This is a genomic window from Acrocarpospora sp. B8E8 (assembly GCF_039871605.1).
Classification (GTDB): Bacteria; Actinomycetota; Actinomycetes; order Streptosporangiales; family Streptosporangiaceae; genus Acrocarpospora; species Acrocarpospora macrocephala.
In genome coordinates this window covers 25,477-38,873 of sequence record NZ_JBDPLV010000057.1, presented here as the reverse complement: position 1 = coordinate 38,873, position 13,397 = coordinate 25,477, and the positions used below count along the sequence as shown (strand labels likewise).

At 69.8% G+C, this 13,397-nt stretch carries 11 protein-coding genes; 8 read left to right on the top strand and 3 right to left on the bottom strand.

Annotated features, from left to right (window positions below):
* Window positions 1-666 carry a class I SAM-dependent methyltransferase gene (locus tag ABGB08_RS39555; RefSeq protein ID WP_347601483.1) on the top strand — a complete coding sequence of 222 codons (666 nt, stop codon included), beginning with the start codon at window positions 1-3 and terminating at the stop codon, window positions 664-666.
* On the opposite strand, the gene ABGB08_RS39550 is transcribed toward ABGB08_RS39555, so the two are convergent.
* On the bottom strand, window positions 667-1,677 hold the full coding sequence (locus ABGB08_RS39550) for a phosphotransferase (protein ID WP_347601481.1): 1,011 nt from the start codon (window positions 1,675-1,677) through the stop codon (window positions 667-669).
* A 40-nt stretch (window positions 1,678-1,717) separates the two neighbouring features.
* On the opposite strand from ABGB08_RS39550, the gene ABGB08_RS39545 reads away from it, so the two are divergent.
* Together ABGB08_RS39545 and ABGB08_RS39540 are read left to right on the top strand one after the other, a co-directional pair.
* Entirely contained in the window at window positions 1,718-2,506 is a 789-nt protein-coding gene (locus ABGB08_RS39545; RefSeq protein ID WP_347601479.1) for a MerR family transcriptional regulator, read from the top strand.
* Window positions 2,503-3,339: a methyltransferase domain-containing protein gene (locus ABGB08_RS39540; protein ID WP_347601477.1), complete on the top strand. Its 837-nt coding sequence runs from the start codon at window positions 2,503-2,505 to the stop codon at window positions 3,337-3,339. Before ABGB08_RS39545 ends, ABGB08_RS39540 begins: the two co-directional genes overlap by 4 nt.
* An 18-nt stretch (window positions 3,340-3,357) precedes the next feature.
* Here the strand turns inward: ABGB08_RS39540 and ABGB08_RS39535 are convergent, their stop codons facing one another.
* Together ABGB08_RS39535 and ABGB08_RS39530 are read right to left on the bottom strand one after the other, a co-directional pair.
* Entirely contained in the window at window positions 3,358-3,894 is a 537-nt protein-coding gene (locus ABGB08_RS39535; RefSeq protein WP_347601475.1) for an aminotransferase class V-fold PLP-dependent enzyme, read from the bottom strand.
* Between the two features lie 91 nt (window positions 3,895-3,985).
* Window positions 3,986-4,402, bottom strand: coding sequence for a GNAT family N-acetyltransferase (locus ABGB08_RS39530; RefSeq protein ID WP_347601473.1), 417 nt, complete (start codon window positions 4,400-4,402; stop codon window positions 3,986-3,988).
* Window positions 4,403-5,083: 681 nt separating this feature from the next.
* Between ABGB08_RS39530 and ABGB08_RS39525 the strand changes: the two genes are divergently transcribed.
* The 5 genes from ABGB08_RS39525 to ABGB08_RS39505 all read left to right on the top strand — a co-directional run bounded on the left by ABGB08_RS39525 (window position 5,084) and on the right by ABGB08_RS39505 (window position 12,466).
* A complete protein-coding gene (locus tag ABGB08_RS39525) occupies window positions 5,084-9,094 on the top strand; it encodes a DEAD/DEAH box helicase (protein ID WP_347601471.1) in 4,011 nt (1,336 codons plus the stop codon).
* 19 nt (window positions 9,095-9,113) lie between these two features.
* Complete coding sequence (locus tag ABGB08_RS39520; protein ID WP_347601469.1) at window positions 9,114-9,992, top strand: hypothetical protein; 879 nt, start codon at window positions 9,114-9,116, stop codon at window positions 9,990-9,992.
* Window positions 9,993-10,051: 59 nt separating this feature from the next.
* Window positions 10,052-11,293: a hypothetical protein gene (locus ABGB08_RS39515; protein WP_347601467.1), complete on the top strand. Its 1,242-nt coding sequence runs from the start codon at window positions 10,052-10,054 to the stop codon at window positions 11,291-11,293.
* Between the two features lie 13 nt (window positions 11,294-11,306).
* Entirely contained in the window at window positions 11,307-11,939 is a 633-nt protein-coding gene (locus ABGB08_RS39510; RefSeq protein ID WP_347601465.1) for a hypothetical protein, read from the top strand.
* 71 nt (window positions 11,940-12,010) lie between these two features.
* A complete protein-coding gene (locus ABGB08_RS39505; RefSeq protein WP_347601463.1) occupies window positions 12,011-12,466 on the top strand; it encodes a hypothetical protein in 456 nt (151 codons plus the stop codon).
* Window positions 12,467-13,397 lie beyond the last annotated feature (931 nt).

The following is a 13,397-nucleotide window of genomic DNA, read 5'->3' as shown; positions in this document are numbered from 1 at the left end:
ATGAGTACGACGACGAAGACCGATGTGCGGCGGCCGATCTTCGCCCGGATGTATCCCAGGATGGCCGCCGCCATGGACGAAGGCGGCATGACCGAACGCCGCCGAGCGCTGCTGGTGGGCCTGACCGGTGAGGTGGTCGAGGTCGGTGCCGGGCACGGCGTCAACTTCGCGCATTACCCGGCCGAGGTGGCGCGGGTGGTGGCGGTGGAGCCGGAACCGCGGTTGCGTGAGCAGGCGCGGGCGGCCGCCGCCACGGCAGCGGGCGACGTCGAGGTGGTGCCCGGCTTGGCTGAGCGGCTGCCCCTGGCCGATCGCAGCGTGGATGCGGTGGTGTTCTGCATGGTGCTGTGCTCGCTGCTCGATGTCGGTGCGGCGCTGGCCGAGGCGCGGCGGGTGCTCAAGCCCGGCGGGCAGATGCGCTTTCTGGAGCATGTCCGCGCTGACACGCCCGGTCTGGCCCGGGTGCAGGATGTGCTGGATGCCACCATCTGGCCCCGCCTGGTGGGCGGCTGCCGAACCGGCCGCGACACCGTGGCGGCCATCGAAGGCGCCGGCTTCACGGTGGGGAACATCGAGCACTTCCTGTTCCCGCAGGCACGTACCCCGTTCTCCTTCCACGCCCTCGGCACCGCCACACCGCCGCCGCCGTCATCATCGGCGATCTGATCACAGGGCCGGGGCTGTGATGCCGGTGGCCCGGACGAGCAGGGCGCGCGCGGCGGGGGCCAGCAGGCGCCATGGGTGGCTGCGGGCGCGTGGGTCGTGCTCGTGTTGCCAGCTGGTCAGCTCGCTGAGGATTCGCAGCGCGTGCAGGCCGGCGTACCAGTCGAGAGGGCCGGTCTCGGTTTGCGGGTTGGCGGCGCGGTAGCGGCGGACGAAGCCGCGGGCCAGCAGGCGGGCCGCCGCGGCGATGGCCGGGCGGAGGGGGGCGGGCGCTGGCAGCGGGGGGTGGCGCAGCAGTAGCCAGGTGGCGGTGATGTCGTAGCCGGGTGGGGCGAGGACGGCGGCCGTCCAGTCCAGGACAACCAGGCGTCCGCCGTGTTCGATCAGATTGAGTGGGTGCAGATCGCCGTGGCAGATCACGCTGCCCGACTGGTCGGGTCGGCGTGAGGTCAGGGCGTTGCTCGCGGCGATCAAGGCGGGCTGTCGGCTGGCCTGCGCTGCGGCGGCCAGGTGCGGCAGGAGTTCATCGACGGTGAAGGCGGTGCTGGGCGCGGCCTGGCGGACGTGCTCGACGACTGGGCCGGGGTCGATGCGGTGCAGGGCGGCCATGGTGTCGGCGAGTTGGGCCGGCAGGTGGCCCATCAGCCACGGGAGGCGGCGGACGGCGGCCAGGCCGTCGAGTCCGGCCAGCAGTGGGGTGCCGGGGATGAAATCCATGATGGCCCATGCGCCGTCGAAGGGCTCGCCGGCCGGGCCGCTGAGGCGGATCGCCGGGGTGGCGAGGCCGGCTTCGGCCAGCCGGCGTTGTACGGCCAGTTCCTTGGCGCCCATCGCCGCGTGTGGCGCGATGCGGAGCACCAGGTCGGCGGGCACGCCTGGCGGTGTGCCGCGCACCGCCAGCCGCGCCATGCTCGCCCACTGCCCGCCGGTCAGGGGAACCGGCTCAGCGGTCAGCTGGGCTCCAGGCCAGGCGGTCCGCAATGCCGCCTCCACCACATCCGCCGTAATCTTCACGACATTTACCGTAACGGTATTTACTGTTACTGTCGATGGTGTGAGCGACGCTGCTATCCCTGCTGACGCGCCTGCCACTCCTGCTGCGGTCGAGCTGGGCATCGACGAGCTGGCCCGCCGGACCGGCGTGCCGGTCCGGACGATCCGCGAGTACCAGAGCATAGGCGTCCTGCCGCCACCCGAGCGGCGCGGACGTATCGGCATCTACCGCCAGTCCCACCTGAGCCGGCTGGAGCTGATCGCCCGTCTGCAGCACCGCGGCTACTCGCTGGCCGGTATCCGGGACCTGCTCGCCTCCTGGCAGGACGGGGCCGACCTGGGTGAGGTTTTGGGGCTGGGGCCGGACGAGCTGGTCCACATCGACGAGCCCGGCATGCCCGCCACGGCCAGCCAGCTCGCCCGGCTGCTGCCCAGCCTGGTGCCCGAGCACCTGGGCGAGCTGGTGGCGACCGGGCTGGTGGAACACTGTGGCCCGGACCGGTACTGCGTTCCCAGCCCGTCGCTGCTGCAGCTCACGATGGACCTGCAGAATGCCGGATTCCCGCCGGAGCAGCTGCTGGCCGTGCTGGGCAGCATCGGGAAGGCTGCCGATACCGTCGCCGACGCGGTCCTTGGGCTGCTGGGTGAGCGGCCGGCCGGCGTTGACGATGACCGCCTGGTGAGGCTGATCAGGCGCGGACGCGGATTGCTGGCCCACGGCACCGGCCGGCTCACCATCCACACCCTCGGCCGCCGCCTGGGCATCACCACAGACGAGGCGAGCATCGCCGCACTTGGCCGCCGATTCCCGAGGAATCTCTTGCAGGACGCCGTGGAGCAGGAGCGATGAGCAGTACAGCAGATTCCGCCCAGCGCAGCTGGGATGACGAGGACGGTCGGCGGTGGGCCGCCGACGCCGATCGCCGCGACCGCGTGCTGGCCCCCGTGGCCGAGGCGCTGCTGTCGGCCGCCCGGCTTGGCCCGGGGCAGCGGGTGCTGGACATCGGCTGCGGATGCGGCGCCACCACGCTCCAGGCTGCCGAACAAGTCCTCCCGGACGGCATGGTTGCCGGGATCGACGTCTCCGCGCCCATGCTGGAGGTGGCTCGCGCCCGGCTGGCTGCCAGCGGCCTGAGCAACGTGCGGTTCGTCCACGCCGACGCGCAGTCCCACACCGTCCCCGGCCTGTTCGATGTGGCGATCAGCCGCTTCGGCACGATGTTCTTCACCGACCCGGCCGCGGCGTTTTCCACCCTCGCGGCAGGCATGCGCCCCGGCGCCCGCCTGGTCTTGGCCACCTGGCAGCCGCTAGCCGCCAACCAGTGGCTGATCGTCCCCGGCGCCGCGCTGCTGCGCTACGGCACGATGCCCGCGCTCGGCGAAGGACCGGGCATGTTCGCTCAGGCCGACCCCGCGGTGGTGGAGCAGGTTCTGGCCGGTGCGGGTTTCGTCCAGGCCCGGTTCGCCGATGTGCGGCTTCCGCTCACCCTTGGTGCCGACCTGGAGGAGGCGGTGGACTACCTGGCCCAGTCGGGGCCGGGCCGCGCCGTCCTGGCCACCGTCCCTGCCCACGAACGCGACGCCGCGCTCAGCGAGGTGCGTACTGCTCTGACCGATCACGCCGATCAGGCCGGTGTGCACTTGGACGCTGCCATCTGGCTCATCACCGCCACCCGCCCCTGATGCGCTGGGGCGGGGGCCTCACCCGGCGACCGCAGGCATGGTGGTGGCGGCCCGAGCGATGAGCCGCGCGGCTTGGCGGATCTCCGTCTCGGTGCTCCAGCGGCCCAGGGACAGGCGCAACGCCGAACGGGCCCGCTCCTGTGGCAGGCCCATGGCCGTCAGCACCGGCGAGGGAGCATCCACCCCTTCATGGCAAGCCGAGCCGGTGGAGGCGGCGATCTCGGGTACGGCAGCCAGCAGCGCGCGCCCGCCGATGCCGTCGATGCTGAGGTTCAGCGTGCCGGGCAGGCGCTCGGTGGGATGGCCGTTGAGGTGCACGCGCCCGGGCAGCAACGCCTCCAGTTCGCCGTGCAGCAGGTCCCGCAGCTTCGCCAGGCGCTCGGCGCTGCCGGGCAGCCCTCGGCGGGCCAGCTCGGCGGCGTGGCCGAGGGCGGCGATGAAGGCGACGTTCTCCGTCCCGGCGCGCAGGCCGCCCTCGTGGCCGCCGCCGTGAATGACCGGCCGCAGCGGGGTTCCGGCGCGGACGTACAGGCCTGTCGTTAACGACACTGTCACCAAGTACACGGGAGCACGTTGAACCTGGTCAGGAGGGGGGCTGATGCCACGGGTTTCGTGGCGACTCGGCAGAACGTGCGGTGATCACTGATCAGATGTTGTGTTCGATCACCGTGCGTGGCAGGGGAGTGCGGCCGGTGGTGAGCGTGCTCCGGTCGGGACCGGAGTGGGAGCATGAGGGGCCGCGTTCGGTGAAGGCCGCACCTGTCTCGATGGACATGGCGGGGAAGAACTTCTTGGCCTCGGGTGACTGGCTCGAGGTGACCCACCGGTAGTCAGGTCCGTCGCGAAGCACGCGATGGATCAGGCGGCGGCCGAGGCCTTGGCGCTGCCATCCCTCGTCGATGGAGATCTTGTTGATGCTGCCGTACCGGCATTGGTCGCAGACCTGCCAGACCACGCGGGCGATGTCGTAGTCGCGGGAGTCGTAGACGTAGATCTCGCGAAGCCCTGCCGGGCGGGCAGGGGGATGGTAGACGAAGCGCAGGAGCGCCGTGGGTGTGGTCATCCGCGTCCACCACCAACGGATCCTGGCGACCCGCAGAACGCGTATGGGGCTTCTGTTCCCGCGCACGTGATCATCCTGTCAGCGAGACGTCACCCAGTCGACGACGATGGTGCGGCGGGACGCCGGCGTCCAGCAGGGCTTGACTCTTGTGGGGGTACGGTACTGGCAGCAACCGAACGGCCAGTGGCGTTAGCGAACCGCCGAAGGCTGGCTTAGCGCCACTGGCGGTTCCGATGCAGGTGGCCCGAGGAGCGAACGCGAAGATGCGCGCCGCCAGCGTGGGCCTCGCGTGCGGGCGGAGGAGATGACGGCCAGGGCCTCGTGCACGCCGGTCATACTCCGACGACTGGGTTGTCGGTCCACTGCTCGCCCTCGTTCTTATGACCGTTAGCCCTGGTCATGATCAATGACGACCGGGTGTTCCAGGGTCTTGCCGTCGCGGCAAGGCGGTGACGAATCCGCGGCGAAGCGAGTGCCCGGTCCAGCTGCCGTCCCAGCCCGGTGGCCTTCGCGGCCCGGGTGACGATGTCGGCGATCGCTTCGGCAGTCCGTGAGTCGGCGTCGTAGGAGGGGGGAGCCGCGTGTGGGGAATCGCATTCCCCATTTCTTCGTGGCGATAGCGACACGGGGAACGTTCCCCGTGTCACGCTGAGAGCGGTCCACTGCAGGTGGGAGGGCACGATGGACAGCGACGCGACCCACTGGTATGCCAGCGACGACTGGCTCGATTTCCAGCTCGGCAGGGGGGAAGGGCCGAAGACGCCTCGCGGCGTATACGGCGAGGACGCCGAGTGGCTGTACCGGTGGACTTGCTACGCCCAGGTGATGACGCTGGCAGAACGAAACGTCACAGACATCACCCAGATGTTCCTGCTGATGGCAGACGCGCAGCTCCGGCTCTACCGCGATCTGATCGACCCCGAGAGATTGCGGGCGTCCGGCGCCGAGCTCGGGCGGCGCGTGTACGAGATTATCGTCAAGGCGGTCAAGGACTTGTTTGAGCACCTTCCGCCCTTCGAGACGCAGGCCTCGATGGAGGCGGTCCACGCCTGGTTCTACACGCTCACCGAGCGCTCCCCCAAGACCGCCGCCCGCAAGTGGCTGTCATCGACCAGCGACTCCTCGTCCGGGGCTGAGCCTGTTGGGGAGCCGCCTGTGCGGACCATGAGGGACCGGATGTGGAGGGATGGGCTGGTGCGAGCCAGCCTCCTCCCCGCCGAGGCAGCACCGGGGTTGCGAGCGCTGACCAAGGTGCTGGATGAGGCCATGGCACCGTACCTGCGCCAGCCGTACATCGAGAGCGGCGACATCATCGAGCAGCTGCTGCCAGCGGATCTGGCGCGCAAGGTGCGCGAGGACGCCACCAGGCTGCAGGCCAAGCGTGCTCAGTACAGCGCAGAGGTGCTGGAGACGCTCGGCATCGACGAGGCGGGGCACACCGAGCTGATGGCAAAGGCGCTGCCGAAACTGGGCAAGTGCATCGCCCAAGGCGAGTCGATGCTGCTGCTGGGGCCAACCTCCAGCGGTAAGAGCCGGGTGGGGCGCATTGCGGTGTGCCATGCGATCAGCCGGGTCCACCGTTCCCACGGCAGGGCCATCGTGCTGCTGCCGACCAAGGCGCTGGTGAACCAGGCCGTCAAGGAGTGGACGGAGTTCCTGGAAGACACCTCCTGCCAGGGCTGGCGTATCCTGCCCGGCTCGCGCGACTACCCGCAGAACGACGAGGCGATCGCGCGCGGCGAGTTCGAAGTGGCCGTGGTCATCCCCGAGAAGCTGGCTGGGATGATGGCGGCCGGGATGACGCTCAGCGGCTGTGACCTGGTGGTAGTCGACGAGCTGCAGCATCTGGCCGACCCGCAGCGGGGACCGCAGCTGGAGATGCTGCTGACCGCGATCAGAGCCCGCTATCCCATCCCCCTCATTGGCCTGTCGGCCACCCTCACCGGCGACGCAGCCGAGTCAGTGGGCAAGTGGCTGAACATCGCGCCGGAGGCGGTCGTCACCACCACCAGGCGCCCCGTCCCGCTGAACAAGCTGGCCAGCGACGAGCGGCAGGTGCGCGTGCTGACCGCCGAGGGGCCCCGCGAGGAGGACGAGCACCATCTGGACGCCGTGCTCGGGCAGTGGAATTTCAACAGCGAGATGCGGCGCCTGCTGCAGGGCATAAAGACCTACCGGCGGGCGCTGGCGCTGGCGGTGACACTGCTCAAGGACGACGCGCGCGCCATCCGCAGCGTGCTGTGCTTCGTCGGCTCCCGCCAGGATGCCCAGAACCTGACTGAGGCTGCGCAGCAAGCGCTCGCTCTCGACCCCGCCATGCCGCGGGTGCGGCGCAGGCTCGGTCCGTTCCAGGGCAGGTTCAGCAACCTCAGCGAGGAGGAGGCGAACCGGAAGCAGCAGGAATTCGGCCGCTTCCCGCGCACCAATCTCCGCACGTCGGTTGAGGAGACGCTGCGTACGGGCGTCGGATATCACTCCGCGCGGCTGGAGCAGCCCCTGCGTGACGTTGTCGAGGACGCCTTCCGCAATGGGATCATCCGGCTTTTGTTCGCCACCGACACGTTGAAGCTGGGCATCAACCTTCCGGCTGACGCGGTCGTCGTTGGATCCCTCACCACCCCCACGGGCGGCGGCAACAACCGCGTCCTGGACCGCGACACGGTCGCCCAGCGGCTGGGTCGGGCAGGGCGGCTCGGCCTGGGAGAAAGCCCTCGCGGGTACGGTTACCTGGTCGTGCCCGAGACCCAGCCGGCCAAAGGCAGCGTCGTATTCGACCACACTGAGCTGGAAGGGCTGGCGCGGCACGTGGCAGCCGCCTTCCCCGGCGAGCCGGAGCTCGACCGGGCGCTGCGCGCACTGTGCGATGTCGACGCGGTCTTCGAGCACTATCTGGCCTATGTGGCGCCTGGCGCGGCAATCACCTCGCGCGTGGGTGAGGAGTGGTTCGCCACCGAGCTGCTGCATGAAGTGGTGCGTGACACGCCGCCCTTCAGCCAGCAGTACCTGGAGCAGGAAGTCGACCGGCTGTTCGACGCCTCGCTCGGCAAGGTGGCGGGCGCGGCGCGGCCCTCCGCCGGGCAGGTGGTGCGGCTGCTTCACGAGCACGCGCTGATCGGAGCGTCGCCGCGCAGCACCGGCGCTGGCGGCGAGCTGGTGATTACCGGGCTGGGACGGGCGGTGAGCGCATCCGGCCTGCCGTTCACTGACGCCACCTGGGTACAGGAGATCGTGAAGGCGGGGGCACAGGGCGCCGGAGATCTGACGCTGCTATGGCTGGCGGCTCAGTCGCGGCACGTGCGGGAAACCACCGAATGGATCTCGGTCGTCTCGCCCGCCGGCGACGTCGACGCCGAGTTCCGGCTGCGCGACTGCGTCCTAGACCTGGCCCGTGTCTTCGCCACCCCGGCCGAGGATAGGAAAGCCGTGGCCGAGCGGCTACGGGCAACCGACTTCGTGCAGGACCTCCCGCCTGGCGACCTTCTCGGGCGGGGCGAGGCGGCCGAACAGCTGCGCTGCGTGATCACCGGCCCCGCCGAGGACCTCGGCAGAGAGGGCATCACCGCCTTGCTGCGAGCGTGCGTGCTGGTGCTTTGGATGGCCGGGTGCCCGCTGAGCAGACTGGAATCGACCATCCAGGACAACATCAAGGTGGGCGTCCGCATGGGCACGCGCAGCGTCGCGATCCATGCCACCGACGTGCGCAACCTGGGCGAGAACGCCAGCTATCTGTTCGACGCGGCCAAGGAGCTGGCCGGGGTCCGCCCTGAAGGGACCGCGTTCCGCCGGTTCGAGGCGATCGCCGAAAGCGTGGAGCTGGGAGTGCCGGTCGCGCTGGCGCCGCTGGCACGCCTGAACCTGCGGGCCACCCACCGAGAACGCATCGTCCATCTCGTGCCGCTGCTACGCAGCCGGCCCCACGACAGCTTCGACACCATCATCGACGTCGTGAACCTGTACATGACCCGCCCTGATCCACGCACGATCGCGCGGATGCCGACCCAGATCCAGCAGCAGCTGATGGAGCTGACGCTAACCGACGAGGAACGCGCCAACGTCGATCAGCTCCTCCAGGTTCGCGAGCAGCGGCGGCGGCGTCCGACTCGGTTGCCGGCCGAGTGCAGGGACAAGGAGATCCCCGGCGTCGGTTACACCTTCGACCAGGCATTGGACCTGATGCGCGAGCAGGACGCCGAGGACATCAGGCAGGAGGTCACTGCGCTCGCGCAGGCCTGCGGCCTGGCCGTCGAGGCCGACGAGCCAACGGCGCTGCAGTTGACCAGTACGCACGATCCCGCCGTGAGCGCCCGCATGGTCATCGAGACCGAGTTGGTCACCACCGCTCGGATCAGCTCGGTCCGCGGTCAGGCTGACCTGGTGCTGGCCTGCGCCGGGGTGACCGAGGGCGCGGCGGGGGCCGCGCTGTACTCGACCGGCAACCCCGTGGTGGTGGAGCCGGCCGTGCTGCTGGAGGCGATGGCCCGGATGATCGAGTTGGAGGGGCCGCGGGTGATGAGCGAGAGCGAGGTGCTGGACCTCATCGGACGCGGCCTGCCCTTGGATGGGGACGGCGGCTATGACGTCGTTGGCCACCGCCTGCTGAACCTGCTGACCGCGGCCCCGCCGATGCTCAGCCGTGCCGATCTCACCCGGCTCATGGCGGGGCTGCGGGTGGCGCCGCCTCCGCCCCTTTAGGGTTACGCGAGGAGATCTTATGCTGCGGTTCGACCTCGGCGTCTTCGCCGACGCGCATCACCTGCTGGCCGTCGATCCGCGCGGCCGCGACGTCCGCGGGCTGCTAGGGCGCATACAGGTCGCGGCCGAGCGCCTGTGCATGGCGGGCGGGATGTCCCACCGGGTCGTGGTCGCCGATTGCGCTGACTCCGGCGCCCGCGCCATCGCCGAAGCCTTCGCCGCTGACGCGGCCTTCCGCATCCGGCACGTTCCGTTCATCGGCGGCATCGAGCGGGCGCAGGTGCTGGCCGCCGAGGTATTCGAGGCTGTCGCTGTGCGGCCGGATCTGCGCGCCGTCGTCGTGATCGGAGACGAGGAGGTTTACCAGCCGCTGGTCGACCAGCTGCACCGGGGCGGGCGGGCTCTGATCGCGTGTACCGCGAGACCACCACGGTCCGGCGCCGCAGACGGTGTGATCATCCTCCCGCTGGGGATAGCAGAAACGCCGCCGCCCATGCAGGAGATCAACGAGAGCCTTCGGCGGGCCTGCCAGAGCTTGACACCTAGTACGGCCACGGACGAGGAGTCGCTGGTCACGGCCGCCAGAGCGATGCTCGAGGCGCTAGCGGGCGAGGCGTCGCTGTCACGCCTGGCCAACACCTCGGGCCTGACGATCCATCAGGTGCGGGCCGGGCTGACCATGGTCGCGCCCGCCTACACCAAGGAGCAGCTCAAGCTGCTGGATCTGTTCCGCCGGGCGGTCGCGGGGACTTCCTGGAGCGTGGCGCGGCATGGAGCCAAGCGCGAGGACATCCGCTTGATGCTCAACGGTCGCCTCCCGCCGGGGTTTGTGACGCTTCCCGCATTGCCGGAAGGCATTCCCGGGCCGTTCCCCGATCCCACCCCCAAACCGGCTTGAAGTGGAACATTCCCCGCTCAACGGTGGAAATCAACTACCACCAAGGGGGAGGAACCCTGATGAACACCGTCGCTCTATCGAGGACACATCAGCCGGAAAAGGGCGTGATCTTCCTCGCGTCGCCCTACGGGGGCGACTTCGAGAAAGTCCATAAGATCATCTCTGATGCGCTGCAGCAGGCGGGGATGAAATCCGAGCGGCTCGATGGCCTCTATGGTCCCACCGCGATCATCCAGTTGCTGGCGCGCTCCATCCAACGAGCAGAGGTCGTCATCGTCGACTGCACCGACCGCAACGCCAACGTCGCCTTTGAGCTCGGCATCTCCCTGATGTACGGCAAGAAGGTCGTGATGATCTCCCAGAACCTCGAGGACGTCCCTTCCGACTACCGAGGCCACCGCATCCTCACCTACAGCCTGCTGTATGAGGACGTCGAGCGCTTCAAGGAAGAGCTGATCGACCAGATCCACGCTCTGCAAAGCGAGCCCAGCACCGAGCAGACACTGGCTCCGCTGCCCGGCCCCCAACATGTGATCAGCGCTCCGGCCACCGTGATCAAGGTCGAGAAGGAGTACGCGATCGTCCGCACCGACGACCCGGAGCGGCCGCCCGTCGTCCTGGGCAACGCCAACGTCGACATCACGCGCCTGATCTCCGACATGACCAGGCGTTTCAAGGTGGGCGACCGGGTCAACGGCTCTTACACCTTTGACCCGATCAAGGGGAAGGCCGAGTACACCCTGGTCCCCGGGCAGGAAGACCCCTGGCCGGAGTTGGCCAAGCGCTTCCCGGCCGGACACTCCTTCACCGGCACCGTGCGTACGGTTGTCTCCGGGCTGGGGGCCTTCGTGGAGATGGAGGCAGGCATCAACGGCCTCGTCCCCGAGCGGACGGTCACCGGTGCCGTACCTGCAGCTGGGGCGCAGGTCGTCGCCACGGTTTCCAGAGTCGACGTACCGGCACGCAAGGTGTCGCTGCGGCTGGAGCGCGTGTTGGCCAGCGCCCAGCCCGCTGACGCACTCGTGGGCTGGCGCGGGTACGGGCACGTGGTCAAGCCTGTGCCTTTCCAGGACGGCCGCGGCGGGTTCATCCTGCTGAAGATCGACGGGCGGGAGCGTCCGGCGATGCTGCTGGCCAAGGACATGTCCGATGATCTGCGCGACGACCTGAGCGACGGGCAGGTCGACCTCAATGAGGAGATCTACGTCGAGGTGACCCACCTCGACGCGGCCCGCGACAAGGTTCTGCTGCGCGAACTGCCCGATCCCGAGGAGGCGGCAGAACAGCGAGCGGCAGCTTAACCGCCCAACGCAGGTGGCCTGGAGGGAATCCGATTCCCTCCAGGCCACCTGCGTTTTAGGGCATGCGGCCTGGATCCGATGGCGGCTGGCCGCCTGGTTCGACGTCGACGGCCGGTTGCGGGAGGGCCTGCAGCTGCCCAGCCTCGCCGCGGCCGCCCGCGCCGAACAGGTCCGCGCCGAGCAAGCCCGCGTCAGGACGGCCGACCAGCAGGCCCGCGCCGATCGGGTCGACGCCGACCAAGACGGACGCGCCGAGCGGGCCCGCGCCGAGCTCCAGGCCGCCCGCCAGCGCGCCGCCCAAGCCCACGCCCCCCAGTTCGACCACCGCCACGACCCCGAGGCCGCCCGCGAACGTGCCGCCCTGCTAGCGGCAGACACCACCCAATCCTCGACCGGCCAGCGGGACCGCCTGGCGGAACCGCAGGAGGTCTTCCGTCGCGAGGTCATCGACCGGCACGCCCTGTCCGTCTTCCGCTACACCTCCGAACCCGCCAACCCCGGACCTAAGTCCGGCCCCGAGCCCGGCGCCGACGAGCTGGCCGCCCAGCGCGCCTGGCTCGTGGCCGCCCAGGCCGCCCGCCAGTGCGCCGAACGGACCCGCCTCCGATGGGCCCACAGCGGCGAACCCCGCGAGTTTCGTCCGTGAAGGCCTTCGGCGGCCGCCGGGACGAAACCCTCCCGGCAGCACGCAAACCACCTGATCCCCGGAGATGCACCATGACCAACGCGACCAACGCGACCAACGCCACCGGCCCGGCTGGCGACCAGGACCGCCGCTGCCCGGTCTGCCAGGCCGCGATCATCGCCGCCGCCACCGGCCGCCCCGCCCGCTACTGCGGAACCCCGTGCCGCCAAGCCGCCCACCGAGCCCGGCGCCGGGCCCAGGAAGCGGCCGGCAACCTGCGCTGGACCCGCGACCGGATCCGCGGCGACCTGGCGCGCGTGGCCAAACTGCTCAGCAGGCTGGAGGAGAGCGTCCAGGCCGGGCTCATCGACGGCCAGGCCGACGCGACCGGCTGGGAGCAAGGCGTGGACGACCTGGCCCGGCACCTGGCGGGCGTGGCCGCCGGACTGGGATCGGCCGCCCGTGAACACCGGCGGACCGTCGCCGACTACCGCACCGCGATCCGGATCGCCGGGGATGCGCTGCCCGCTGGCACCGGCCAAGCGTGAGACGAACACCGCCCCCAGTCCTCGGGGAGTTTCGCCGGTTTCGCCAGTCCCTCTCGCGCGGGCGCGCGCGTGGTGTTCATCATCCGGGCCCTGTCCGCCGCCCTTCGATGAGCATCGGATCCGGAGCCAGCCCCGGCTGCGCAAGCAGCTGGTCACCGCGACCACCACGGCGGCCCGCTGAGACCGCCGAGCTGCTGACCGCCCCCAAGGTCGGGTCCAACCGAGATAAGGGAATTCCGGCCATGGGCGGATCTTCGGGTCGCTGACCTGTGAGAACGCCAGCGCATGAGACAGGACCTGTGGCCAGCGAGCGGTGAGTCTGCCAACGGTGGGCCCGGTTCGCCAAGAGCGGATCCCGGACATCAGGAGCGCGGATATTTCGCCGGGCCAGCGGAAAACCGCTGGTCTGGGACCTTTGCTGTGGGTAGGACACTGCAGCGAAGGTGACTGGTCGAGGTCATTGGGGTTGTGGCTGTTCTAGACCAATTGCTGGAGTAGTTCGTACCCTGGCCTCAAGCCGCTCCTGGGCGGTGGTTGTACGTGCTTCGTGGCCGGTCCCCCGGGGGTCGGCCAAGCCCAGCCGGTGGTCGACCCCGACCCTCAAGAAACCGGCCGGGGGAGGGGTACGGATGACTGCCAATCGGCGACGGCACCGGCCTCAGTGGGCCGAGTACGGCACACTGATTGCCCGCGCGATCTTGATCGCGGTGGACTGGCTGGTGAACGGACACGGGCCCCTGTAGGCGACCGCCTACAAGGGCCCGGATCTCGGCACGAGCCCCCGGCGTGGAGTCGACCCGGTCGGGGGCATCGTGTTGTCTACGGTGACCACTGTAGGCAGCGCGCAGAACCGGCGGCAACGGGTGGCGCTTCGCCGCTCGCGAACGGCGACAGGGTGTTGAAGAATCGAAAGCGCAGGGCGACGTGCCGA

Coding starts and splice junctions, on each gene's coding strand:
- ABGB08_RS39515 (WP_347601467.1), top strand. CDS start 10,052: ATGAACACCGTCGCTCTATCGAGGACACATCAGCCGGAAAAGGGCGTG.
- ABGB08_RS39555 (WP_347601483.1), top strand. CDS start 1: ATGAGTACGACGACGAAGACCGATGTGCGGCGGCCGATCTTCGCCCGG.
- ABGB08_RS39505 (WP_347601463.1), top strand. CDS start 12,011: ATGACCAACGCGACCAACGCGACCAACGCCACCGGCCCGGCTGGCGAC.
- ABGB08_RS39520 (WP_347601469.1), top strand. CDS start 9,114: ATGCTGCGGTTCGACCTCGGCGTCTTCGCCGACGCGCATCACCTGCTG.
- ABGB08_RS39540 (WP_347601477.1), top strand. CDS start 2,503: ATGAGCAGTACAGCAGATTCCGCCCAGCGCAGCTGGGATGACGAGGAC.
- ABGB08_RS39525 (WP_347601471.1), top strand. CDS start 5,084: ATGGACAGCGACGCGACCCACTGGTATGCCAGCGACGACTGGCTCGAT.
- ABGB08_RS39530 (WP_347601473.1), bottom strand. CDS start 4,402: ATGACCACACCCACGGCGCTCCTGCGCTTCGTCTACCATCCCCCTGCC.